20 protein-coding genes, 1 other RNA gene and 1 riboswitch are annotated in these 23,635 nt (G+C 69.8%); of the genes, 13 read left to right on the top strand and 8 right to left on the bottom strand.

Annotation, left to right across the window (positions count from 1 at the left end):
* Window positions 1-14 precede the first annotated feature (14 nt).
* Window positions 15-384, bottom strand: an RNA gene (rnpB, locus tag TTH_RS05470) — RNase P RNA component class A.
* Between the two features lie 41 nt (window positions 385-425).
* Between rnpB and TTH_RS05465 the strand changes: the two genes are divergently transcribed.
* The 4 genes from TTH_RS05465 (at window position 426) to TTH_RS05450 (ending at window position 2,551) form a co-directional block, all read left to right on the top strand.
* Window positions 426-605 (top strand): hypothetical protein, encoded by a 180-nt coding sequence (locus TTH_RS05465; RefSeq protein WP_011173149.1) that lies wholly within the window; start codon window positions 426-428, stop codon window positions 603-605.
* An 85-nt stretch (window positions 606-690) separates the two neighbouring features.
* Window positions 691-906 (top strand): 50S ribosomal protein L31, encoded by a 216-nt coding sequence (gene rpmE / locus TTH_RS05460; RefSeq protein WP_008632496.1) that lies wholly within the window; start codon window positions 691-693, stop codon window positions 904-906.
* 54 nt (window positions 907-960) lie between these two features.
* The gene (gene mtnA, locus TTH_RS05455; RefSeq protein ID WP_011228421.1) at window positions 961-1,953 is read left to right on the top strand and encodes an S-methyl-5-thioribose-1-phosphate isomerase; all 993 of its coding nucleotides are present in this window, start codon (window positions 961-963) and stop codon (window positions 1,951-1,953) included.
* Window positions 1,934-2,551, top strand: a complete 618-nt coding sequence (locus tag TTH_RS05450; RefSeq protein ID WP_011228420.1) for a ComF family protein — start codon at window positions 1,934-1,936, stop codon at window positions 2,549-2,551. Before mtnA ends, TTH_RS05450 begins: the two co-directional genes overlap by 20 nt.
* A 31-nt stretch (window positions 2,552-2,582) precedes the next feature.
* On the opposite strand, the gene TTH_RS05445 is transcribed toward TTH_RS05450, so the two are convergent.
* From TTH_RS05445 to ileS, 4 genes are all read right to left on the bottom strand, one after another.
* Window positions 2,583-3,818: a murein hydrolase activator EnvC family protein gene (locus TTH_RS05445; protein ID WP_011228419.1), complete on the bottom strand. Its 1,236-nt coding sequence runs from the start codon at window positions 3,816-3,818 to the stop codon at window positions 2,583-2,585.
* A gap of 1 nt (window position 3,819) precedes the next feature.
* Complete coding sequence (locus tag TTH_RS05440; RefSeq protein WP_011228418.1) at window positions 3,820-4,674, bottom strand: cell division protein FtsX; 855 nt, start codon at window positions 4,672-4,674, stop codon at window positions 3,820-3,822.
* Window positions 4,675-4,697: 23 nt separating this feature from the next.
* The gene (locus tag TTH_RS05435) at window positions 4,698-5,732 is read right to left on the bottom strand and encodes a M24 family metallopeptidase (RefSeq protein ID WP_011228417.1); all 1,035 of its coding nucleotides are present in this window, start codon (window positions 5,730-5,732) and stop codon (window positions 4,698-4,700) included.
* 92 nt (window positions 5,733-5,824) lie between these two features.
* Window positions 5,825-8,956, bottom strand: a complete 3,132-nt coding sequence (ileS, locus tag TTH_RS05430; RefSeq protein ID WP_011228416.1) for an isoleucine--tRNA ligase — start codon at window positions 8,954-8,956, stop codon at window positions 5,825-5,827.
* A gap of 413 nt (window positions 8,957-9,369) precedes the next feature.
* Between ileS and fsa the strand changes: the two genes are divergently transcribed.
* From fsa to TTH_RS05390, 8 genes are all read left to right on the top strand, one after another.
* On the top strand, window positions 9,370-10,041 hold the full coding sequence (gene fsa / locus TTH_RS05425) for a fructose-6-phosphate aldolase (protein WP_011228415.1): 672 nt from the start codon (window positions 9,370-9,372) through the stop codon (window positions 10,039-10,041).
* Window positions 10,038-11,318 carry a transcription termination factor Rho gene (rho, locus tag TTH_RS05420; RefSeq protein ID WP_011173142.1) on the top strand — a complete coding sequence of 427 codons (1,281 nt, stop codon included), beginning with the start codon at window positions 10,038-10,040 and terminating at the stop codon, window positions 11,316-11,318. The genes fsa and rho overlap by 4 nt, the downstream gene beginning before the upstream one ends.
* Window positions 11,319-11,408: 90 nt before the next feature.
* A riboswitch (FMN riboswitch) is annotated at window positions 11,409-11,530 on the top strand.
* A 3-nt stretch (window positions 11,531-11,533) separates the two neighbouring features.
* A complete protein-coding gene (ribD, locus tag TTH_RS05415) occupies window positions 11,534-12,667 on the top strand; it encodes a bifunctional diaminohydroxyphosphoribosylaminopyrimidine deaminase/5-amino-6-(5-phosphoribosylamino)uracil reductase RibD (RefSeq protein ID WP_011228414.1) in 1,134 nt (377 codons plus the stop codon).
* Window positions 12,668-13,252: a riboflavin synthase gene (locus TTH_RS05410; protein WP_011228413.1), complete on the top strand. Its 585-nt coding sequence runs from the start codon at window positions 12,668-12,670 to the stop codon at window positions 13,250-13,252. It begins immediately after the preceding gene.
* Window positions 13,252-14,451: a bifunctional 3,4-dihydroxy-2-butanone-4-phosphate synthase/GTP cyclohydrolase II gene (locus TTH_RS05405; protein WP_011228412.1), complete on the top strand. Its 1,200-nt coding sequence runs from the start codon at window positions 13,252-13,254 to the stop codon at window positions 14,449-14,451. Before TTH_RS05410 ends, TTH_RS05405 begins: the two co-directional genes overlap by 1 nt.
* A 67-nt stretch (window positions 14,452-14,518) precedes the next feature.
* Window positions 14,519-16,639 (top strand): vWA domain-containing protein, encoded by a 2,121-nt coding sequence (locus tag TTH_RS05400; protein ID WP_011228411.1) that lies wholly within the window; start codon window positions 14,519-14,521, stop codon window positions 16,637-16,639.
* Between the two features lie 88 nt (window positions 16,640-16,727).
* Window positions 16,728-18,080, top strand: a complete 1,353-nt coding sequence (gene mgtE / locus TTH_RS05395) for a magnesium transporter (protein WP_011228410.1) — start codon at window positions 16,728-16,730, stop codon at window positions 18,078-18,080.
* 103 nt (window positions 18,081-18,183) lie between these two features.
* Window positions 18,184-19,449 carry an ADP-ribosylglycohydrolase family protein gene (locus TTH_RS05390; RefSeq protein WP_224065208.1) on the top strand — a complete coding sequence of 422 codons (1,266 nt, stop codon included), beginning with the start codon at window positions 18,184-18,186 and terminating at the stop codon, window positions 19,447-19,449.
* Here the strand turns inward: TTH_RS05390 and queA are convergent.
* Genes queA through glmM form a run of 3 tightly spaced genes read right to left on the bottom strand, consistent with a single transcriptional unit; the run spans window position 19,416 to window position 22,321 of the window.
* Window positions 19,416-20,453 carry a tRNA preQ1(34) S-adenosylmethionine ribosyltransferase-isomerase QueA gene (gene queA / locus TTH_RS05385; RefSeq protein WP_011173135.1) on the bottom strand — a complete coding sequence of 346 codons (1,038 nt, stop codon included), beginning with the start codon at window positions 20,451-20,453 and terminating at the stop codon, window positions 19,416-19,418. The two genes, TTH_RS05390 and queA, sit on opposite strands and share 34 nt — an antisense overlap.
* A 2-nt stretch (window positions 20,454-20,455) precedes the next feature.
* Complete coding sequence (locus TTH_RS05380; protein WP_011228408.1) at window positions 20,456-20,998, bottom strand: LabA-like NYN domain-containing protein; 543 nt, start codon at window positions 20,996-20,998, stop codon at window positions 20,456-20,458.
* A 9-nt stretch (window positions 20,999-21,007) separates the two neighbouring features.
* The gene (glmM, locus tag TTH_RS05375; RefSeq protein WP_011228407.1) at window positions 21,008-22,321 is read right to left on the bottom strand and encodes a phosphoglucosamine mutase; all 1,314 of its coding nucleotides are present in this window, start codon (window positions 22,319-22,321) and stop codon (window positions 21,008-21,010) included.
* A 112-nt stretch (window positions 22,322-22,433) separates the two neighbouring features.
* Here glmM and TTH_RS05370 point away from each other — a divergent pair, with 112 nt between their 5' ends.
* A complete protein-coding gene (locus TTH_RS05370; RefSeq protein ID WP_024118841.1) occupies window positions 22,434-23,621 on the top strand; it encodes an ATP-binding protein in 1,188 nt (395 codons plus the stop codon).
* Window positions 23,622-23,635: the final 14 nt, after the last annotated feature.

Here is a 23,635-nt window from a genome sequence, read left to right as displayed (position 1 = left end):
CGAACGCTCGGGCGCCTCCGGGACGAGGCGTAAGCCGGGTTCTGTTTTCCGCGGTCATCTCTCTGGGACCGGTGTCGCCACCGGCCTCAAGCGGCCCATCCCGCAGGTTCTCTCGGGCCGGGCAAGCCCTCCCTGCCTACCGGGCCTTGCACCGGGTGGGGTTTGCCGTGCCCCGGCCTGTTGCCAGGCCAGGCGGTGGGCTCTTACCCCGCCGTTTCACCCTTGCCCGCACCGGGGGAAGCCCCGGCCGCTGGCGGTCTCTTCTCTGTGGCACTTTCCGTCGGGTTACCCCGCCCAGGCGTTACCTGGCACCCTGCCCTATGGTGCCCGGACTTTCCTCACCCGAGGGGTTCGGCCCTCGGGCGCGACCGCGCCCTCGTCCCGGGCCACTTTATTTTAGCAAGCGCGTGTGTTAGGGTAAAGGGGTGCGAAGGCTTCCCGCTTGGTCGTGGCCGTTTCTCTTGGCGTTTTTCGCCCTGGTGGGCCTGGGGCTTTTGGCGGTGCTCTGGGCGGTGGGGGTTTTGGCGCTTCTGGGCCTCGGGGCGCTTTCCCTCCTTAGGGGCGTCTGGCCCAGGCGGCGCTGGCGGAGGCTTCCCCCGGGGTGAGGAGGCCTTGCCCTTAGGGGTTCACCCCCTGTACACTAAAAGGTGGCTTGCGCACGGCCAAGACCGTGCGAAGAAGGAGGCGAACGTGAAGGAAGGCATCCATCCCAAGTTGGTTCCCGCCCGCATCATCTGCGGTTGCGGCAACGTCATTGAGACCTACTCCACCAAGCCCGAGATCTACGTGGAGGTCTGCTCCAAGTGCCACCCCTTCTACACGGGGCAGCAGCGCTTCGTGGACACCGAGGGGCGGGTGGAGCGGTTCCAGCGGCGCTACGGCGACTCTTACCGCAAGGGGCGCTAGGCCCTCTGGTCTAGGGCGGGGGATGGCCCCGCCCGCTTTCCTTTAGGAGGCGGCGTGGATCGGGTGCTTCCCTTTCGCTTCGCGGAGGAGGAGGGGGTCTTCTGGCTTTTGGACCAGAGGCGCCTGCCCCAGGAGGAGGTCTACGTCCCGGTGCGCACCGCCCGGGAGATGGCCCAGGCCATCCGGGACATGGTGGTCCGGGGGGCGCCGGCCATCGGGGTCTCCGCCGCCTTCGGCATGGTCCTGGCCCACCTGGCGGGGGAGGACCTCGAGGAGGCGGACCGGAGGCTCAGGGCGAGCCGCCCCACGGCGGTGAACCTCTTCCACGCCCTGGACCGGATGCGCCCCTTTTGGGGGGACCTGGCGGGAAGCCTCCTCGAGGCGCGGCGCATCTGGCGGGAGGTGGAGGAAACGGAGGCGGCCATCAGCCGCCACGGCGCCCAGGTCCTCTGGGGCCAGGTCCTCACCCACTGCAACACGGGTCCCCTGGCCACGGGCGGCTACGGCACCGCCCTCGGGGCCATCGTGGAGGCCTACAGGCTTGGGCGGGTGCGGCACGTCTGGGTGGACGAGACCCGGCCCTACCTCCAAGGGGCCCGCCTGACCGCCTACGAGCTCCAGAAGGCGGGGGTACCCGCCACCCTGATCACCGACGGCATGGCGGGCTGGCTCATGGCCCGGGGGGCCGTGGACGCGGTGGTGGTGGGGGTGGACCGCATGGCCTTGAACGGGGACTTCGCCAACAAGGTGGGGACCTACGCCCTCGCCGTGCTGGCCCACCACCACGGGATCCCCTTCTACGCCGCCTTGCCCCTTTCCTCCGTGGACCCCCGGTTGGCGAGCGGGGAGGGCATCCCCATAGAGGAGCGCTCCCCGGAGGAGGTGGTGGCCTTCCGCGGCGTGCGGATCGCCCCCGAGGGGTTTCCCGCCTACCACCCCGCCTTTGACGTGACCCCCCATCGGTACCTCACGGGGATCATCACGGAGAAGGGGGTCCTCTACCCCCCCTTCGCCGAGGGGCTGCGGCGTGCCTTGGGGCTGGATTGAAGCCTTGCTGGGCCACGCCTGCCCGGGGTGCGGGGGGCCCTTGGACCTTCCCGCCCTCTGCGGGCGTTGCCGGGCGGGCCTCGAGGCCTTCTCCACGGGGGAGATGGTTTACCTGGGCCACTACGCCCGGGTGGGCCCCTTGGTGCGGGCGCTGAAGTACGGGAGACGGGAGGCCTTGGCCCGGGCGCTGGCCGAGCCCCTGGCCCGGGCCGTGGCCGCGAGGGGGTGGCGGCTCCAGGGCGTCACGGCGGTGCCCACCCTGCCCCACCGGCTCGCCCTCAGGGGCTACAACCCGCCCGAGGTTTTGGCCCGGGCCCTCGCCAAGGCCCTAGGGGTGCCCTACCGCCCGGTGCTCTTCCGGAGGCGGTACACCCCGGGCCAGCCCACCCGGGGCTTCAAGGAGCGCCGCTTCCTCCCGGGCGACCTCTTCGGGGCCCGGGTGCGGGTGGAGGGGGCCTGGCTTTTGGTGGACGACGTCCTCACCAGCGGGGCCACCTTCCTCCGGGCCCGGGGAGCCCTCCTCGAGGCGGGGGCCGCCCACGTCTACGGGGCCTTCCTGGCGGTGCGGGACCCCAGGGCCTTGGGGCCTTACCGCTAAGCCTTTGCGCCTCGGGCACCCCGCCCCGGCCTCAGTAGTAGGCGCTCGGGTCCACGAAGCGGGTGGCGTCCCCGGTGCGGAGGGCCACGCGGAACTCCAGCTCGTTGGGCTGGATGAGGAGGCCCCCGCCCAGGTAGCCGATCACCTGGCCCTGGCGCACCCGGTCCCCTTCCTGCACCAAAGGGGCCTGCAGGTTGGTGTAGACGGTGGCCAGCTCTTCCGTATGGACCAGCATCACCGTGTAGCCCAGGTTGGGGAGGTACAAGACCCCGGCCACGTACCCGTCGGCGGCCGCCTGGACCGGGCTTCCCGGGGCGGGGGCGGCGATCACCTGGAAGGGGCCTTCCTTCCCGTAGGGGACGGCGATCCGTCCCCCAGGGACGGGGAAGGCGAGGCGGCCCACCGTGGCCGGAAGAGGGGGCGGCGGGACCACCACGCTGGCCTGGGCGGCCCGGCGGGCCTCCTCTTCCCGGCGCCGCCTCTCGGCCTCCTCCTGGAGGGCCTTTAGGCGCTGCCGTTCCTCCAGGAGCCGCTTTTGCAGCTCGGCCAGGCGGCTTTGGAGCTGGGCCCGCTCCTCGAGGGCGTCCCGGAGGAGGGCCTTCTTGCCCGCCTCCTCCCGCCTGAGCTCGGCGAGGACCGCTTCAAGCCCCCGCCGCTTCGCTTCCAGCGCCCGCTGCGTCTCGGCAAGCTCCGCCTCCTTGGCCGTGAGGGACTGGACCAGAAGCTCCAGCCTCGCCTTCTCCTCCCTAAGGGCCTTCAGGGTGGCCTGGAGGGTCTTCACCAAGGCGGTGTCCTGGCGGGAGATGTACCCCACCCAGCGGGCCCGGACGGCGAGGTCGGTGAAGGACTCGGCCCTAAGCAAGGGAAGGTAGCGGCCTGCCCGCTCCCGGTGCAGGCTCACCATGAGGGCCTGGAGCCTTTCCCGCAAGGCCTCGAGGTCTTTCTCCAGCTTGGCGATCCTGGCCTCCGTTTGCCGCACCTCCTCCTTAAGGCGGGCCGTCTCTTGCTTGAGCCGCCGCCTTTCGGCCTCGAGGCGGGCGATCTCCTTTTCCAGGGCCGCCTTTTCCCCGAGGAGGTTCTTGAGCCTCTGGGAGATCTGGGCAAGCTCCTGGTTCAGCGCCTGGATGCGCTTCGCCGCCTCCTCCTCCAGGGCCCGGGCCCGGGCGGCCTGGGCCTCCAGATCCTGGACGCGCTTTTCCTGGGCCGCGAGGTCCTGGCTCCAGGCGGGGGCAAGGAGGAGGAGGACAAGGAGGAGGAGGCGGCCCACCTCACACCTCCCGCAGGTGGGCCCGGCTTGCGGCGAAAGCCCCGCCTGCGCCCAGGACGAGGGCCAGGAGGAGGACGAGGCCCGCCGTCCGCCCCAGGTCCTCGGGGGAGAGGACGGGGACGAAGGGCAGGAGGGTCTGGACCGCCTGGGCCAGGGCCCGGTAGAGGAAGGCCCCCACGGCCACGGCGAGAAGCCCCGCTCCCAAGGTGAGGAACGTTCCCTCCACGACGAAGGGGGCCTGGATGAACCGCCGGGTGGCGCCCACGAGGAGCATGATGCCCAGGGCCTCCCGCCGGCTCTCCACCGAGAGGCGGATGGAGCCCATGACGCTGAAGAAGGTGTTGAGGAGGAGAAGCCCCACGAGGACCAGCATGGCCACGCGGCTGCCCTGGAGGAGCTGGACGAGCCTTTCCGTGATCTCTCCCCCGTACTCCACCCCTTCCACCCCGGGGAGGCGGGCGAGGCGCTCCGCCACCCGCCGCACCGCCTCGGGTTCCCTAAGCCGCAGGCGCAGGGTGTCGGGCAGGGGGTTTTCCACCAGGTCCTTGGCCTCCGCCAGGTAGGGGTAGTCCAGGACCAGCTGGGCCAGGGCCTCCTCCTTGGTCTGGAGCCGGGCGGAGGCCACCTCGGGCCACTTTTGGATCTCGGCGAGAAGGCCTTCCACGTCCGCCTTGGGGCCGAGGAAGGCGGCCACCTCCAGCTCCCGCTCCATGGTCTGGACCACCCGCTCCAGGTTCCAGAGGAGGAGCCCCAGGAAGTAGAGCAGGGTGAAGGAGACCAGGGCGGTGAAGAAGGTGGCGAGGCTTGCCGTGGGGTGGCGGAAAACCTGCTTTAGCCCCTCGCGGATGGCGTACACGCCCCCATCTTACGGGCTTTGCATTAGAGCTCCTGAAAGTCCCGGGGAAAGCGGGAGAGGAGCTCCACGCCGCTTTCGGTGAGGAGGACGAGCTCCTCAAGCCGCACGCCCCCAAGCCCCGGCAGGTAGACCCCGGGCTCCACCGTCACCACCATGCCGGGCTCCAGGACCTCCTCGCCGTAGGGGGAGAGGCTCGGCCCCTCGTGAACGGCGAGGCCCACCCCGTGGCCCAGGGAGTGGACGAAGTAGCGGTCCAGCCCGTGGGCCTCCAGCGCTTTTCGGGCCACCGCGTCCACCTCCTTGCCCGTCTTCCCGGGGGCCAAGGCGGCGAGGGCCGCCTCCAGGGCCTCCTCCACCGCCTTGTAGGCCCGGCGGAGCTCCTCCTTGGGCCTGCCGAGGGCGAAGGTGCGGGTCATGTCCGAGTGGTACCCCTCAAGCCGCGCCCCGAGGTCCAGGGTGACGAGCTCCCCTGCCTTTAGGCGCTTCTCCGAGGCCCGCGCGTGGGGCAGGGCCCCCCGCTCCCCGGAGGCCACGATGGGGGGGAAGGCCGCCCCTTCGGCCCCCCGCCTTTTGAGGAAGAACTCCACCTCCAGGGCGATCTCCCGCTCCTCCACCCCGGGCCTGAGGAGGGGGAGGACGTGGGCCAGGGCCTCCTCCGCCAGGGCCTGGGCCTTGCGGATCCTTTCCACCTCCTCCGGGGTTTTGCGGAGCCGGAGCTTTTCCACCACCCCCTTGGTGGGCACCCACTCGGCGGGGACGAGCTCCCTCAGGCGCTCCAGGGCGGCGTAGGGGAGGTGCTCGGCCTCAAAGCCCACCCGGCCCTTCAGGGTCTTGAGGAGGGCCTCCCGCTCTTCCCGCTTGAGGACCTTGGCGGGGATGCGGCTTTCCCTTTCGGCCTCCGGGTAGCGGGGGTCGGTGAGGAGGAAGGCCCCTTCCCCCGTGACCAGGACCTGGGCGTCCTCGGGGTGGGGGAAGCCCGAAAGGTAGCGGACGTTCTCCGGCCGGGTGACGAGGAGGGCGTCAAGCCCGAGGGGCTCTAGGAGGTCCTTCGGCAGCACGGGGGCACTATACCCAAGGCTCCTCCCCCCGGTAAAGCCTAGGGAGGCCTTTGCGGGGTCCCCACGCTGGCGCAAGCCCGCGTGGGGTGGGTTCACTCCGCCCGGGCCAGGTGGAAGACCGCCTTGCCCTCCTCGTCCTCCACCCGGGCCTCAAACCCGCCGAAGAGGCCTTCCCCGAAGGCGGTGGCCAGCACCTCCTCGGCGATCCAGGGCCCGTGCCGCTTCAGGGCCTCGAGGTAGGGGCCCTCCGCCTCGTAGCCCACCCGGATCCGGTCCGAGACCTTGAGGCCCATGTCTTTGCGGGCCTGCTGCAGGAGGCGGATGAGGTCGCGGGCGAGGCCCTCCATGCGGAGGGCTTCCGTGACCTCCACCTTGAGGGCGGCCACGTACCCGTCCTTCTCCAGGGCCTGGTAGCCCTTGGGGGCCTCGGCCTCGAGGAGGACCTCCTCCGGGAGGAGGGTGAGGGCCTCGCCCTCCACCTCCAGGGGGATGGCCTCGCCCTTAAGCGCCAAGGCGGCGGCGCGCTCCCTTTCCCTTTGCAGGGCCTCCCGGATTTTGGGGACGAGCTTGCCGTACTTCCTCCCCAGGAGCTTGAGGTTGGGCAGGACCCTGTAGGAGAGGATCTCCTCCCCGGGTTCCAGGACCCGGACCTCCTTGACGTTGAGCTCCTCGGCGATCTCGTGGGCGAAGCGCTTTAACCCCTCCCGCTCCAAGGCGGTGGGGGCGGTGACGAGGAGGAGGGGAAGGGGGGTGCGGGTCTTGACCCCGCTTTTCGCCCGGGCCGCCCGGGCCAGGTCCACCACCTTGAGCACCGCCCGCATCTGGGCCACCAGGGCCTCGTCGGCCAGGGCCGGGTCGGCCTCGGGCCAGTCGGCGAGGTGGACGCTCTCCTTGGCCTCGGGCCGGACGCTCCGCACCAGGTTCTGCCACAGGACCTCGGCGAGGAAGGGGGTGAAGGGGGCGGCGAGGGTGGCCACCAGGACGAGGGCCTCGTAGAGGGTGGCGTAGGCCGCCTCCCGGTCCAGGGCGTCCTCGTTCTTCCAGAAGCGGCGCCGGTTCCTGCGGACGTACCACTGGGAGAGGTCCTCCACCACGAAGTCCCTCAGGGCGCGGGCGCTCGTGGTGGGGTCGTAGGCCTCGAGGGCCTCCGTCACCCTCTGGATGAGGTCCTGCATGCGGGCGAGGAGCCAGCGGTCCATCTCGGGCCGCTTCTCGGGGGGAGGGGGGTTCTTGAGGTCGGGCCGGTCCAGGTTGGCGTAGGTCACGAAGAAGCTGTAGACGTTCCAGAGGGTGAGGAAGTAGTCCCGCACCGTTTCCCGAACCAGGTTGGGCCCGAAGCGCCGGTCGGCCTCGGGAGGCGCGGAGACGTAGATGTACCACCTGAGGGCGTCCGCCCCGAACTCCCGGATGATGTCCCAGGGGTCCACCACGTTCCCCTTGGACTTGGACATCTTCTGCCCCTTTTCGTCCAGGATGAGGCCGTGGCAGATCACGTTCTTGAAGGCGATGGAGCCGAAGAGCATCACCCCGAGCTGGTGGAGGGAGTTGAACCAGCCCCGGGTCTGGTCAATCCCCTCGGCGATGAAGTCCGCGGGGAAGCTCTCCCGGAACACCTCTTCGTGCTCAAAGGGGTAGTGCAAGGAGGCGAAGGGCATGGCCCCGGAGTCGTACCAGACGTCAATGACGTAGGGGACGCGGCGCATGGTCCCGCCGCAGGCACAGGCGAGCTCCACCTGGTCCACGTAGGGGCGGTGGGGGTCAAAGGGCTCGGGGAGGGGCTTCGTGGCCCTCGCCTTGAGCTCCTGGAAGCTCCCGATGGCCTCCTCCTTGCCGCACGCCTGGCAGACCCAGATGGGGAGGGGTGTCCCCCAGTAGCGGTTGCGGCTTAAGGCCCAGTCCACGAGGTTCTTGAGCCACTCCCCGTAGCGGCCCTCCTTGATGTGGGGGGGCACCCAGTGGATCTCCTGGTTCTTGCGGATGAGCTCGTCCTTGAAGAGGGTGTTTTTGATGAACCAGCTCTCCGTGGCGTAGTACATGAGGGGGGTGGAGCACCGCCAGCAGTGGGGGTAGCTGTGGAGGTAGCTTTCCTCCTTGAAGAGGAGGCCCCGCCCCCTCAGGTCCCTTAGGATCGCCCGGTTGGCCTCGCGGAAGTAGAGGCCCTTAAACGGCTCCACGAGGAGCTTCCCCTCCTCGTCCACGGTCTTCAGGAGGGGAAGCCCGTAGACCCTCGCCGTCTCCAGGTCCTCGGCGCCGAAGGCGGGGGCCTGGTGGACGATGCCCGTCCCGTCCTCTTGACTCACGTAGTCGGCGAGGACCACGAAGTAGCCCTTCTCCAAGGCCTGGGGGTAGGGGGGGGTGTAGGGGAGGCCTTCCAGGGCCTTGCCCGGGAAGGTTTTGAGGACCGGGGTTCCCTCGCCCAAAAGCTTCCTCCCCAGCCCCTCCTCCAGGATCAGGGCCTCGTCTCCCACCTGGAAGGCGGCGTAGGTGTACTCCGGGTGGACTGCTGCGGCCACGTTCCCGGGCAGGGTCCAGGGGGTGGTGGTCCAGATGAGGAGGCTCGCCTTCTCTAGGCCAAGCTTCTTCGGCTCCTTCAAGGGGAAGCGGACGTAGACCGAGGGGTCTTGGATCTCCTTGTACCCCAGGGCGACCTCGTGGGAGGAGAGGGGGGTGCCGCAGCGGGGGCAGTAGGGCACCACCTTGTGGTCCCGGTAGAGGAGGCCCCGGTCAAAGAGGTTCTTCAGGCTCCACCAGATGCTCTCAATATAGGTGGGTTCCAAGGTGGCGTAGGCGTTCTCCAGGTCCACCCAGTAGGCGATGCGCTCGGTAAAGGCCTCCCACTCCTTCTCGTAGGTGAAGACGGACTCGCGGCAGGCTTGGTTGAAGCGCTCAATGCCGTAGGCCTCAATCTCCCGCTTGCTCTTGAGGCCGAGCTTCTTCTCCACCTCCAGCTCCACGGGAAGCCCGTGGGTGTCCCAGCCTGCCCTCCGGGGCGCGTAGTAGCCCCGCATGGTCTTGTAGCGGGGGAAGAGGTCCTTGTAGCTCCGGGCCTGGGCGTGGCCCACGTGGGGGAGGCCGTTGGCGGTGGGAGGGCCCTCGTAGACGGTGTAGCGGGGACCGCCTTTGCGGTTTTCCACGCTCTTTTGGAAGATCTTTTCCCGCTTCCAGAAGGCCAAGACCTCCTCTTCCAGCTTGGGAAAGTTGGGCTCGCCGACCTCCTTGAACATCTCCCACCTCCTAGCAAAACGCCCGCGCCCGAAGGCGCGGACGAAAGCCACGAAAGGCTTCCGCGGTACCACCGCGCTTCCTGGGGAAGCCCCCAGGCCCTCGTTGGGGCGCGATCACGGGCGCCACCCGGCGGGCATTACTCGGGGCCTTGGGCCCCTTTCCTCCCGCGGCTCCGGGGCGATCTTCCCGCCTGCCCTCACCGCCGGGCTTTCACCCTCCCCGGCTCGCTTGGGGCTCTTGGGCAGGGGTACTCTCCCCATCCTCGCCTTTACACCGCCCGCTTCCTGGGGTAAAATCCCCCGTCGGCGGCTAAGCCCATGCTAGCAGCCCATGCCCTGGCTTGACAACGCCCACCCCGGGCCTGCTAGACTGAGGCCAAGCCGAAACCATCCCACGCCACAAGGAGCCAGCCATGGAGCTTTACTTGGACACCGCGAGCTTGGAGGAGATACGGGAGATCGCCGCTTGGGGGGTGCTCTCCGGGGTGACCACCAACCCCACCTTGGTGGCCAAGGCCTTCGCCGCCAAGGGGGAGGCCCTGACCGAGGAGGCCTTCGCCGCCCACCTACGGGCGATCTGCGAGACGGTGGGCGGCCCGGTTTCGGCGGAGGTGACGGCCCTCGAGGCCGAGGCCATGGTGGCGGAGGGCAGGCGGCTTGCCGCCATCCACCCCAATATCGTGGTCAAGCTCCCCACCACCGAGGAGGGCCTCAAGGCCTGCAAACGGCTTTCCGCCGAGGGGATCAAGGTCAACATGACCCTCATCTTCTCCGCCAACCAGGCCCTCCTCGCCGCCCGGGCCGGGGCCAGCTACGTGAGCCCCTTCCTGGGGCGGGTGGACGACATCTCCTGGGACGGGGGGGAGCTTCTTCGGGAGATCGTGGAGATGATCCAGGTCCAGGACCTTCCCGTCAAGGTCATCGCCGCCTCCATCCGCCACCCCCGGCACGTCACCGAGGCCGCCCTTCTGGGGGCGGACATCGCCACCATGCCCCACGCCGTTTTCAAGCAGCTCCTAAAGCACCCCCTCACGGACATCGGCCTTAAGCGCTTCTTGGAGGATTGGGAGAAGGTTAAGCCATGAGAAGGAAGGAAACCCTTCAGGAAACTCCCCTCACCTACCAGGAGCTCGCCAGCAAGATCCTGCCCGAGCTCCACCTCCTGGCCCAGGAGGCGGGCATTGAAGGCTACAAGCGCATGAAGAAGGACCAGCTCATCATGGCCCTCCTGGAGCGGCAGACCCAGGGAGAGGGGCTGAGGCTGGTCAAGGGCTACCTGGAGATCAGCCAGGACGGGTACGGCTTCCTCACCGAGAACCTCCACAACCTGGAGTCCCGGGTGGCCATCGTCTCGGCGGGGCTCATCAAGCAGTACGCCCTGAGGGCCGGGGACTACGTGGTGGGCCAGGCCAGGCCGCCCCGGGAGAACGAGCGCTACGCCACCCTCCTCAAGGTGGAGGCGGTGAACAACCTGGACCCCGAGGCCGCCAAGAACCGCCCCCGCTTTGACGAGCTCACCCCCCAGTTCCCCGACCGGCAGATCCGGTTGGAGACCACCCCGGACGAGCTCTCCACCCGGGTCATTGACCTCCTCGCCCCCATCGGCCGGGGCCAGCGCGGCCTCATCGTGGCCCCTCCCAAGGCGGGGAAGACCACCCTCCTCAAGAAGATCGCCAACGCCGTCCTCAAGAACGAGCCCGACATCAAGGTCATCGTCCTCCTCATTGACGAGCGCCCCGAGGAGGTCACGGACTTCCGGGAGAGCGTCCAAGGCGCCGAGGTCATCGCCAGCACCTTTGACGAGCCTCCCCAGAACCACATCCGCGTGGCCGAGTTCGTCCACGAGAGGGCCAAGCGCATCGTGGAGGAGGGCGGGCACGTGATGATCCTCCTGGACTCCATCACCCGCCTGGCCCGGGCGAACAACCTGGTGACCCCGCCCACGGGGCGCACCCTCTCGGGCGGTCTGGACTCCGCCGCCCTCTACTTCCCCAAGCGCTTCCTGGGGGCGGCCCGGAACATCCGTGGGGGCGGGAGCCTCACCATCCTCGCCACCGCCCTCGTGGAGACGGGCAGCCGCATGGACGACGTGATCTTTGAGGAGTTCAAGGGGACGGGCAACATGGAGCTCCACCTCTCCCGCCGCCTGGAGGAGCGGCGCATCTTCCCCGCCATCGACATCCTCAAGTCCGGCACGAGGCGGGAGGAGTTGCTCCTCGGCGAGGAGGTCACCCACAAGATGTGGCTCCTGCGCAAGGTCCTGGCGGACATGGACCCCGCGGAGGCCATGGAGATGCTCCTCGCCCGGCTCGCCCGCACCAAGAACAACAAGGAGTTCCTGGCCTCCCTGGCCGCCCGCTGACCCCTTTGGGTTTCCGCGGAACCCCTCTGCCGGGGCCTCCCTGGGGGCTTGGGCTCCCGGCGGGTGGTATGCTAAGGCCAGGTGCTTCGGCACCTCCTTCGGGGCGGGGTGGAAGTCCCCACCGGCGGTGAAAGCCCGCGAAGCCCCCAAAGGGGCCCGACCCGGTGGAATTCCGGGGCCGACGGTGAAAGTCCGGATGGGAGAAGGAGGGCCACTTGCGCGACCTGGACGAGCGCTTTCTGCGAAGGGCCCTGCAGCTTGCCGAAAGGGCCCGGGGCCACACGAGCCCGAACCCCCTGGTGGGGGCGGTCCTGGTAAGGGAAGGCCGGATCGTGGGCGAGGGGTTTCACCCCCGGGCGGGAGAGCCCCACGCCGAGGTCTTCGCCCTCCAGCAGGCGGGGGAGCTCGCCCGGGGGGCCACGGCCTACGTGACCCTCGAGCCCTGCGACCACTTCGGGCGCACCCCGCCCTGCTCCCTGGCCCTCCTCCAGGCGGGGGTTTCCCGGGTGGTGGTGGCGGCCCGGGAGGAAAACCCCGTGGCCAAGGGGGGGCTTGAGCGCCTGCGGGCGGGGGGGGTCCAGGTGGAGGCGGGCCTTTTGGAGGCCGAGGCCCGGGCCCAGAACGAGGTCTTCTTCGCCGTGCAGAAAAAGGGCCTTCCCTTCGTCCTCCTCAAGGCGGCCCTCACCCTGGACGGGAAGGTGGCCGCCCCTTCGGGGGACGCCCGCTGGATCTCCTCGGAGGCGAGCCGCCGCGTGGCCCACGCCTACCGGCAGTGGCTTCCCGCCGTGATGGTGGGGGTGGGGACTGTCCTAAAGGACGACCCCGCCCTCACCGTGCGGGAACCCGACTTCCGCCCCTTTCCCCTCATGGTGGAGCCCCCGCCCCTCCGCGACCCCCTCAAGGTGGTCCTGGACACCGAGGCGAGGACGCCCCCCACGGCCCGCCTCTTCCGGAAGGGCCCCAGGGGCGAGCCCGCCCGGGTTCTGGTCTTCGTGGGGGAGGGGGCCCCAGGGGCGCGGGTTTCGGCCCTGGAGGAGGCGGGGGCCCGGGTGGTGGCCCTCCCCCGGGAAGGGGGGCGGGTGGACCCGGAAAGGGCCCTCGCCTTCCTCCTGGAGGAGGGGGTGGACGGGGTGCTCCTGGAGGGGGGGCCGAGGCTTGCCGGGGCCTTTCTGGAAAGGGGCCTGGTGGACAAGCTCGCCCTCTTCCTCGCCCCCCGGATCCTGGGGGAGGGGAGGGGGCTTGCCGAGGGCTTTAGGGTGGAGCGGGTGGCGGAGGCCCTCCGCCTTCGCCTTGCCCGCAGGGAGTGGCTGGGGGAGAACCTCTGGCTCGAGGCCTACCCGGAGGGATAGATGTTCACGGGACTCGTGGAGGAAACGGGGGAGATCCTGAAGGTGGAGGAAGGGCCCTTCCTCCGGGTCTACATAGGTGCCCGGAAGGTGCTGGAGGACCTCAAGGTGGGGGACTCCGTGGCCGTGGACGGGGCCTGCCTCACGGCGGTGGCGGTGGAGGAGGGGGGGTTTTGGGTGGAGCTCGCCCAGGAGACCCTGCGCCGCACCGCCCCCACCTGGCGGGTGGGGCACAGGCCCAACCTGGAGCGGGCCCTGAAGGTGGGGGACAGGCTTGGGGGGCACTTCGTCACCGGGCACGTGGACGGGGTGGCGAGGCTTTGGGAGGTCCGCGAGGCCCCAGGGGCCAAGGACTTCTACTTCCTCCCCCCCAAGGCGCTCGCCCCCTACATCGCCGAGAAGGGGAGCGTGGCCCTAAACGGGGTCTCCCTCACGGTGGCGGGGCTTACGGGGGAGGCCTTCTGGGTCACCCTCATCCCCCACACCCTCGAGGTGACCAACCTGGGGAGGCTTCGGGTGGGGGACGGGGTGAACCTCGAGGTGGACCTCATCGCCCGTTACGTGGCGCGGCTTTTGGGGAGAGCGTGATGGAAGGGATCGCCAGCGTCAAGGAACTTCTGGAGGAGCTCAAGGCGGGCCGCCCCGTGATCTTGGTGGACGACGAGGACCGGGAGAACGAGGGCGACCTGATCATGGCGGCGGAGCACGTGACCCCGGAGTGGGTGAACTTCATGCTCAAGGAGTGCCGGGGCCTCCTCTGCGTGGCCCTCACGGAGGAGAGGGCCAAGGCCCTGGACCTCCCCCTCATGGTGGAGAGGAACCAGGACCCCCAGGGCACCCGCTTCACCGTGAGCGTGGACGCCCGGGGGACGACCACGGGGATCAGCGCCTTTGAGCGGGCGGCCACCATCCGGCTCCTCGCCGACCCCGAGGCCACGGCCCAGGACTTCCGCCGCCCGGGGCACGTCTTTCCCCTGGTGGCGAGGCCCGGGGGGGTCTTGCGCCGCGCCGGGCACACGGAGGCCACGGTGGACCTGTTGCGCCTCGCCGGCCTCACCCCGGTGGGCAGCCTCATTGAGATCCTCAAGGAGGACGGCACCATGGCCCGCCTGCCCGACCTCCTGGCCTTCGCTAGGAGGCACGGCCTCAAGGTGGGCACCATCGCCGACCTCATCCGCTACCGCCTGGAGAAGGGGGACCTCTACGTGCGGCGGGAGGCGGAGGCCCTCCTTCCCACCCGCTTTGGGGAGTTCCGCATCCTGGGCTACCGCGACACCCTCACGGGGGAGGAGCACGCCGCCTTGGTCATGGGAAGCTGGGCGCCGGAGGAGCCCGTCCTCGTGCGCATGCACTCCGAGTGCCTCACCGGGGACGCCCTCCACTCCCTGCGGTGCGACTGCGGCTTCCAGAGGGACCTGGCCCTACAGCGGATCGCCGAGGAGGGGAAGGGGGTCTTGGTCTACCTGAGGCAGGAGGGGCGGGGGATCGGCCTCGTGAACAAGATCAAGGCCTACCACCTCCAGGACCAAGGGCTGGACACGGTGGAGGCCAACCTGGCCCTGGGGTTTCCCCCGGACCTCCGGGACTACGGCGTGGGGGCCCAGATCCTCTACGACCTCGGGGTGCGGAAGATGCGCCTCCTCACCAACAACCCGCGCAAGGTCCGGGCCCTCTCCGGCTTCGGCATAGAGATCGTGGAGCGCATCCCCTTGAGGGCCGGGGACAACCCCCACAACGAGCGCTACCTCCAGGCCAAGAAGGAGAAGCTCGGGCACTGGATGGATTGAGGCCGCCTTGCGCGGGCGTGGAGGCCCCGGCGAAAGGTCTCCGGGAGGAGGAGGGTAGCATAGGGGCATGCTCCCCCTCAGGGTCCTGGTCCTCCTCCTGCTCCTCCTCGCCTTCCTGGACCCCAGGTGGCCCCTTGAGGGGCGGGTGGTCTACCTCCTGGACTTCTCCCCCTCGGCCCGGGAGGCCGTCTTCGCCCTGGCCGCGAGGCTTCCCAAGGACGGGGTCTACGTGGCCTTCGCCGAGCGGGCCGCCACCCTGCCCTCGCCCACGGCGCGAAGGCTGGACCTTGGGGAGGGGACGGACCTCCGGGAGGCCTACAAGGAGGCGCTCCGCCACCGGCCAAGCCGGGCGGTTTTGGTCTCCGACGGGCTTTTGGAGCCCATCCCTCCGCCCTTTCCCCTGGACGCCCTTTACGTCCCTCCAAGGCCTTACGTGGCGGTGCGCCTTGTCCCCCCGGCCTACCCCCTCTACGGGGAGACCGTGGGGGTGGGGGTGGTGCTGGAAGCCCCCGTGCCCGCGGAGGCGAGAGTCCGGGTGGAAGGCCCTGGGGGGGTCCTGGAGAGGGCGTTGAGGGTGGAGGGGAGGAAGGCCCTCGTCTATACCTTTCCCCTCACGGAGAAGGCGGCGGTCCGGGCGGTGGCGGAAGGCCCTTGGGGGCGGAGCGAGGCGGAGGTGGAGGTGGCCCCCGCCGACCGGGCGAAGGCCGTGGTGCTGGGCGACCCGGCCGCGGCCCGCTACCTCGAGGCCCAGGGCTTCCAGGTGGAGGAGGGCTTTACGCTTCCCCTGGAGGCGGACCTGGTGGTCGTGGGCACGGGGGTTTTGGACCTCCCCGAGGGGGCGCCCGAGGCCCTTAAGGCCTTCCTCCGCCGGGGGGGCGGCCTCCTCTTCACCGCCACCCCGAAGGGCCTCTTCTTCGGGGGCTGGGATAGGGCTTTGCCCGAGGAGCTTCCCCTGAAGCCCTTAGGCCGGGAGGGGGCGGCCTTGGTCCTCGTCCTGGATGTCTCGGGGAGCATGGCGGGAGAGAAGCTCTCCATGGCGGTGGCCGGGGCCTTGGCCCTGGTGGAAAGCGCCGCCCCCGAGGACCGCCTGGGGGTGGTGGTCTTCTCCTCGGGCCACCGGGTTCTCTTTCCCCCGAGGCCCATGACCGCCCAGGCCAAGAAGGAGGCGGAAAGCCTCCTCCTCTCCTTAAGGGCGGGGGGGGGGACGGTCCTCGGGGGGGCCTTCCGGGAGGCGGTCCGCCTCCTCCAGGGGGTACCGGGGGAGCGGAAGGCGGTCCTGGTCCTCACCGACGGCCTCATCGCCGACGCCAAGGAACCTATCCTGGACCTGGCCCAGACCTCCGGGGTGGAAGTGAGCGCCCTCGCCCTGGGCCCCGACGCCGACGCCCCCTTCCTGAAGGAGCTCGCCCGGAGGGGCGGGGGACGTTTCTACCAGGCCCCCTCTCCCAGGGAGCTTCCCCGCCTCTTCCTGCGGGAGGGGCAGGAGGTCTTCCGGGGGGAGGCCCTGGAGGGAAGGTTCCCCGTGGAGGCCAGGCCCCACGCCCTGACCGAGGGCTTCCGCTTCCCGCCCCTTTCCGTCCTCCTCCCCGCGAGGGCCGAGCCTTGGGCCCAGGTCCTCCTCACAAGCGGCGAGCGGGCCGTCCTCGCCATCGGGGAGCGGGGGGAGGGGAGGGTCGCGGCCTTGGCCACGGACCTCTCCCGCTCCTGGCGGGACTTCCCCGAGGCCTCGGCCTTCCTCGGGGGGCTTTTCCGCTGGCTCATCGGGGCGAGGCGGGCCCTCGCCCTCTACGCCTACCCGGAGGGGGAGGGGGTGAGGGTGGTGGCCTTGGGTCCCCTGGAGGCGCCCGAGATCCTCTCGGGAGGGACGAGGCGGCCCATGGTCCCCACCGGGCCCCTCCGCTTTGAGGCCCGGGTGGAAGGGGAGGGGGTGCTTTTGGACAGGGGGCTCCGCCTCCCCCTCGCCCTTCCCCTCCCGGGGGAGTGGAGCCCGCGGGACGGGCGCGAGGTCCTGAGGGCCCTGGCCGAGGCCTCGGGAGGCCGGCTCCTCGCGGGCCCAGGGGAGGCCTCCTCGGGGAAGGAGGCCCTTCCCTTGAGGCCCTTCCTCGTGGGCCTCGCCCTGGCCCTCTTCCTGTTGGAGCGCTTCCTGGAGGCCCGCCTTGACAGGGGGGCTTCCCGTGCCCTACCTTAGGGCAGGTATGCGCGAAGGGCCCTTGCCCTCGAGTCCCGAGCGCTGAGGGCCGCCCCCGGGCGGCCTTCGGCGGGAAAGGAGGCCGCCTGTGGAGGAAAAGTTGGCCGTTTCCCTCCAAGAAGCCTTGCAGGAAGGGGACACCCGGGCCCTCCGGGAGGTCTTGGAGGAGATCCACCCCCAGGACCTCCTCGCCCTCTGGGATGAGCTTAAGGGGGAGCACCGCTACGTGGTCCTCACCCTCCTCCCCAAGGCCAAGGCCGCCGAGGTCCTCTCCCACCTCTCCCCGGAGGAGCAGGCGGAGTACCTGAAGACCCTCCCCCCCTGGCGCCTGAGGGAGATCCTGGAGGAGCTCTCCTTGGACGACCTCGCCGACGCCCTTCAGGCGGTGAGGAAGGAGGACCCCGCCTACTTCCAGCGCCTCAAGGACCTCCTGGACCCGAGGACGCGGGCCGAGGTGGAGGCCCTGGCCAGGTACGAGGAGGACGAGGCGGGCGGCCTCATGACCCCGGAGTACGTGGCCGTGCGGGAGGGGATGACCGTGGAGGAGGTCCTCCGCTTCCTGCGCCGGGCGGCCCCCGACGCCGAGACCATCTACTACATCTACGTGGTGGACGAAAAGGGCCGCCTCAAGGGGGTGCTCTCCTTGCGGGACCTCATCGTGGCCGACCCCAGGACGCGGGTGGCGGAGATCATGAACCCCAAGGTGGTCTACGTGCGCACGGACACGGACCAGGAGGAGGTGGCCCGCCTCATGGCCGACTACGACTTCACCGTGCTGCCGGTGGTGGACGAGGAGGGCCGCCTGGTGGGGATCGTCACCGTGGACGACGTCCTGGACGTGCTGGAGGCCGAGGCCACGGAGGACATCCACAAGCTCGGCGCCGTGGACGTGCCCGACCTCGTCTACAGCGAGGCGGGCCCCGTGGCCCTGTGGCTTGCCCGGGTGAGGTGGCTCGTGATCCTGATCCTCACGGGGATGGTTACGAGCTCCATCCTCCAGGGGTTTGAGAGCGTCCTCGAGGCCGTCACCGCCTTGGCCTTCTACGTCCCCGTCCTCCTCGGCACCGGGGGGAACACCGGCAACCAGTCGGCCACCCTTATCATCCGCGCCCTCGCCACCCGCGACCTGGACCTCAGGGACTGGCGGCGGGTCTTCCTCAAGGAGATGGGGGTGGGCCTCCTCCTCGGCCTCACCTTGAGCTTTCTCCTCGTGGGCAAGGTCTACTGGGACGGCCACCCCCTCCTCCTCCCCGTGGTGGGCGTGTCCTTGGTCCTCATCGTCTTCTTCGCCAACCTGGTGGGGGCCATGCTCCCCTTCCTCCTGAGGCGCTTGGGCGTGGACCCGGCCTTGGTGTCCAACCCCCTCGTGGCCACCCTCTCGGACGTCACGGGCCTCCTCATCTACCTCTCCGTGGCCCGCCTGCTTTTGGAGGCGGTATGACCCCACCCCATGCCGGCGCAAGCCGGCATGGGGGCCCCGGAAAGGCTTTCTGGTTTCCCTAGGCCGGTGGAGCGAAAGGGGAAGTGCGAGCATGAGGCTTCGGATGCGCGTGGAGTGGAGCCGGGGAAGCCCCTACCGCTACGCCTGGGAGGGGGGAGGGCTTCGCTTCGTGGGCCAAGACCGCCCCGCCCCCGTGAACTACGGCCTCGTGGAAGGGCTCCTCAACCCGGCGGACGGGGAGGAGGTGGACGCGGTCTACCTGGGGCCGCCCCTCTCCCCGGGAGAGGAGGCGGAGGGCCTTTTGCTGGGCATGGTGGCCCTGGCCGACGGGGACCACAAGCTCCTCCTGGCCCAAAGCCCCGAGGGCCTGGACCCTAAGGAGGCCGCCCGCCTCCTCGCCTGGTTTTCCCCGGAACGCCGGCCCACCCTCTTGGGGCCTGAGGAGGCCGGGGCCTGGGTGAAGGGCCTAAAGGAGAGGCAGGACCGGCGCCTCGGGGCCTTCTTGGGCCTCGCCGTGGGGGACGCCCTCGGGGCCCAGGTGGAGGGCCTGCCCAAGGGCACCTTTCCGGAGGTCCGGGAGATGAAGGGCGGGGGGCCCCACCGCCTTCCCCCCGGGTTCTGGACCGACGACACGAGCCAGGCCCTCTGCCTGGCGGAAAGCCTCTTGCAGCGGGGGTTTGACCCCAAGGACCAGATGGACCGCTACCTGCGCTGGTACCGGGAGGGGTACAGGAGCGCCACCGGGGTCTGTTTTGGCCTCGGCCACGCCACCAGGAGGGCCCTGGAGCGCTACGCCGCCACGGGCGACCCCTATGCGGGGGACGAGGCGGGGGCGGGAAACGGGCCCTTGATGCGCCTCGCTCCCCTCGTCCTCGCCTACGAGAACCACCCTGACCTTCTTTCCCTGGCCCGGCGCGCCGCCCGGACCACCCACGGGGCGAGGGAGGCCCTCGAGGCCACCGAGGTCCTCGCCTGGCTCCTCCGGGAGGCCCTGAGGGGGGCACCCAAGGAGGCCCTCCTCGCCCTTGAGCCCTTCCGGGGGGCCGACCTCCACCCCGCCCTAAGGCGGGTGGTGGAAGGAGGGTTTTGGGAGGCGCCGGAGGAGGGGCCGGGCTACGCCCCCGGGACCCTGGCCGCGGCCCTTTGGGCCTTCGCCCGGGGGCGGGACTTTGAGGAGGGGATGCGCCTCGCCGTGAACCTGGGGGGGGACGCGGACACCGTGGGGGCGGTCTACGGCCAGCTCGCCGGGGCCTACTACGGCCTTGGGGCGATCCCCGGGCGCTGGCTTAGGGCCCTCCACCTGCGGGAGGAGATGGAGGCCCTGGCCCTCGCGCTCTACAGGATGAGCATGGCGTCCCCCAGGGAGTAGAAGCGGTAGCCCTCGGCCACGGCCAGGCGGTAGGCCTCGAGGGTCCGCTCCCTCCCCAAGAAGGCCGCCACCAGCATGAGGAGGGTGGAGCGGGGCAGGTGGAAGTTGGTGAAGAGGGCGTCAACCACCTTGAAGGTGTAGGGGGGGCGGATGAAGAGCCGCGTCTCCCCCTCGCCCGCCACCACCCCGACCCCTTCCCGGTAGGCGCTCTCCAGGGCCCGGACCACCGTGGTGCCCACGGCGACGACCCGCCGCCCCTCCGCCTTGGCCCGGTTCACGGCCTCCGCCACCTCCTCGGGGATGGCGTAGGGTTCGGCGTGCATCTCGTGCTTCTCGGGGTCCCCCTTCACCGGGCGGAAGGTGCCGGGGCCCACGTGCAGGGTGAGGAAGCGAAGCTCCACCCCCATTTCACGAAGTCTTTCCAGAAGCTCCGGGGTGAAGTGGAGGCCGGCGGTGGGGGCGGCCACGGACCCCGGGCGCCTGGCGTAGACCGTCTGGTAGCGCTCCATGGGGATCTTGGCCTTGATGTAGGGGGGAAGGGGAACCTCCCCCACCTCCTCCAGGTGGGCCACGAGGTCGCCTTGGAAGCGGAGGAGGCGCACCCCGTCCTCCTCCACCGCCACCACCTCCGCCTGAAGGCCCGGGACCGGGGCCAGGTCCTTGGGGGAGAGGAGGAGGAGCCGGGTTCCGGGGGGCGCCTTCCTCGCGGGGCCCAGGAGGGCTTCCCAAAGCCCGGGGGAGCGCTCCCGCACCAGGAGGATCTCCACCTTTCCCCCCGTGGGCTTCCTGGCGAGAAGCCTCGCCGGGATCACCTTGCTCTCGTTGAAGACCAGGACGTCCCCGGGGCGCAGGAACTCGGGCAGGTCCCGCACCCGCTTGTGCGCCACCCGGAAGGGGCCTTCCCTGTAGACCACCATCAGCCGGGCCATGTCCCTGGGCTCCACCCCTTCCTGGGCGATCTGCTCGGGAGGGAGGTGGTAGTCGTAGGCTTCCAGGCCTTCCACGGCTAGCGCTCAGCGTTTTTGGGTTCCATGAAGGCCCCGGGGATCTCGGGGAGGTGGGTGAAGCGGTCCACGGCGTCAATGAGCCGCTGGGCCGTGGTCTCCCGGAAGGCGATCACCTCCACCCGGATGCCCCGCTCCATCAGGACCTCGAGGATCTCCACGAAGTCCCCGTCCCCGCTCCCCAGGACCACCACGTCCAGGTAGGGCATGAGCCGGACCATGTCGGCGGCGATGCCCATGTCCCAGTTGCCGGAGTAGATGGGCCGCCCGCCTTCCCCCGTCTCCTTCACCGTGAGGTACATCCGGCGGACCTTGTACCCGATGGTGGAAAGCTTGTAGATGAAGGGCCAGGCGGAGGTGTCCCCCTCCTTCTCCACCACGTAGGCGGTGGCCCGCACCAGACGTCTTCCCCCCACGGCGAAGCGCAGGAGGCTCTCAAAGTTGACGTTGCGCTCGTAGTAGTCCCGGGCCGAGTGGTAGAGGTTCTGGGTGTCCACGAACACCCCTACCCGCTGCTCCTGGTAGTGGCCGAGGGGTTCCGCCATCGGGGTCCATCATACCGCCTGGGCCTCTTGGGAGAGGGCCCGGACGCGCTCGGCGAGCTCCCGCGCCACCTCCTCCGCCCCCTCCTCCGCCTCCACCATGACCCGGACCACGGGCTCCGTGCCCGAGGGGCGGACGTTCACCCGGCCCCTCCCCCCTAGCCGGGCCTCGGCCTCGCGGACGGCCTCCCCAAGCCTCGGGTCCGCCATCACCTTGGCCTTGTCGGAAACCCGCACGTTGAGGAGCACCTGGGGGTAGAGGGGAAGCGCCTCGTACCAGTCGGCGAGGTCCCCGCCCAGGGCCTTCAGGGCCTTCAGGGTGAGGAGGGCGGTGAGGAGGCCGTCCCCCGTGGTGTGGTGGCGGAGGAAGATCACGTGCCCCGAGGGCTCCCCTCCCAGGGCCAGGCCCGTCTCCTTGAGCTTCTCCAGGACGTACCGGTCGCCCACCGCCGCCCGGTGGAAGGCGAGGCCCCTTTCCTTGAGGGCCACCTCCAGGGCCATGTTGCTCATCACCGTCCCCACCACGCCTTTCTCCCCAAAGGCCAAGGCGGCGAGGTAGAGGACGTGGTCCCCGTGGAAGAGGCGCCCCTTGCGGTCTATGAACTGCACCCGGTCCCCGTCCCCGTCAAAGGCGATTCCCAGGTCCAGCCCGAGCTCCACCACGAAGCGGCTCAAGGCCTCGGGGTGGGTGGAGCCGCAGCCCCGGTTGATGTTCCGGCCGTCCGGGGTGTTGAAGAAGGCCATGACCTCGGCCCCCGCCTTCTGGAAGAGCTTGGGCCCGATGCGGTAGGTGGCCCCGTGGGCGAGGTCCAGGCCCACCTTGAGCCCCGTGAGGTCCGGGGCGTGGGCGAGGAGGAAGTCCAGGTACATCCTCTCCGCCTCCCGGAAGTCCCCCACGGTGCCGATCCCCCGGGTGGGGTGGTCTTCCAGGAGAAGGCGCTCAATCTCCTCCTCGGCCCCGTCGGGGAGCTTCTCCCCCGTGGGCCCGAAGAACTTGATGCCGTTGTCCTGGTAGGGGTTGTGGCTCGCCGAGATCACCGCCCCCGCCGTGGCCTTGAGGGCCTTGGTGAGGTGGGCGACCCCCGGGGTGGGGAGGACCCCGAGGTGCTCCACCCGCACCCCCTGGCTCATAAGCCCCGCCGCCAGGGCGGCCTCCAGGAGGTCCGAGGACTCCCGGGTGTCCTTGGCGAGGAGGACCACGGGCCTTTTTTCCTGGGCAAGGAAGTAGGCCCCCGCCGCCTGGCCGAGCTTTAGGACAAACTCCGGGGTAAGAGGGGGCTTCCCTGCCTCCCCCCGCACCCCGTCGGTGCCGAAGTAGCGCCTCATGGCGGCCACTATACCAGGGCCCGTGGGGCGGGTGGGACGAACCCTCCGCCGGGTGCTCTTACCCAGGGCCCGCCTCTTGATTTACTCAATGTGCTGAGTAAAAATGCTCAGTATGTTGAGCAAAATCTCCTTCACCCGTCCCCAGGCCCAGGAGCTCCTAAGGCGGCTCCAGGCGCCCCGCCACCTCCTCCAGGTGGTGCTGGGCCCCAGGCAGGTGGGCAAGACCACCCTTGCCCTGCAGGTGGCCCAGACCTGCGGTCTCCCCTACCACTACGCCTCCGCCGACGAACCCACCCTCAAGGAAGCCCCCTGGCTGGAAACCCAGTGGACCCTAGCCCGCCGCCTGGCGCAGGCGGGGGAAGCCCTCCTGGTCTTGGACGAAGCCCAGAAGGTGCTGGGCTGGTCGGAAACCCTCAAGCGCCTCTGGGACGAGGACACCCTACGGGGCCTTCCCCTAAAGGTGGTCCTCCTGGGCTCCTCTCCCCTGCTTCTGCAAAAGGGCCTTTCCGAAAGCCTCGCCGGCCGCTTTGAGGTCCTTCACCTCCCTCACTGGAGCTTTTACGAGATGGAGCGAGCCTTCGGGTACACCCTCCCCGAGTACCTCTACTTCGGGGGTTACCCGGGCGCGGCCCCCCTGCGGGAAGAGCCCGAGAGGTTCGCTCGCTACATCAAAGACGCCCTTTTAGAAACCACCCTGGGACGCGATATCCTGCTCCACACCCGGGTGGAGAAACCCGCCCTCCTCCGAAGGGTCTTGGAGCTTGGCCTCCTCTACAGCGGCCAGGTGCTCTCCTACACAAAGATGCTGGGGCAACTCCAGGACGCTGGGAACACGGTGACCTTGGCCTATTACCTGGAGCTCTTGGAAGGGGCGGGCCTTCTCGGTGCCCTGCAAAAGTACGCCGCCGAGCCCATCCGGCGCCGGGCCTCGAGCCCAAAGCTCCTGGCCCTTAACACGGGACTCATCACGGCCGTCCTGGGGCTCTCCCCAGAGGAGGTGTGGGAGGACGCCGCCCTCATGGGGCGGCTCGTAGAAACCGCCGTGGGCGCCCACCTTCTGGCCCACGCGCACCAGGGGGGCTTTGAGGTGTACTACTGGCGGGAAAGGGACCAGGAAGTGGACTTTGTCCTTCAAAAGGGAAAGCGCCTCCTGGCCCTCGAGGTCAAAAGCGCCCCCTCAAAAAGAACCCAGGGCCTGGAAGCCTTCACCCGCACCTTTGGGGCTAAAGGCCTCCTGGTAGGCCCAGAGGGCGTTCCCCTGGAGGCGTTTCTGAGGGACAACCCCTTGAACTTCCTCTAAACGGCAGGGCCCCC

The organism is Thermus thermophilus HB8 (assembly GCF_000091545.1).
GTDB classification, from domain to species: domain Bacteria; phylum Deinococcota; class Deinococci; order Deinococcales; family Thermaceae; genus Thermus; species Thermus thermophilus.
This window is presented reverse-complemented; position numbering and strand designations above follow the sequence as displayed.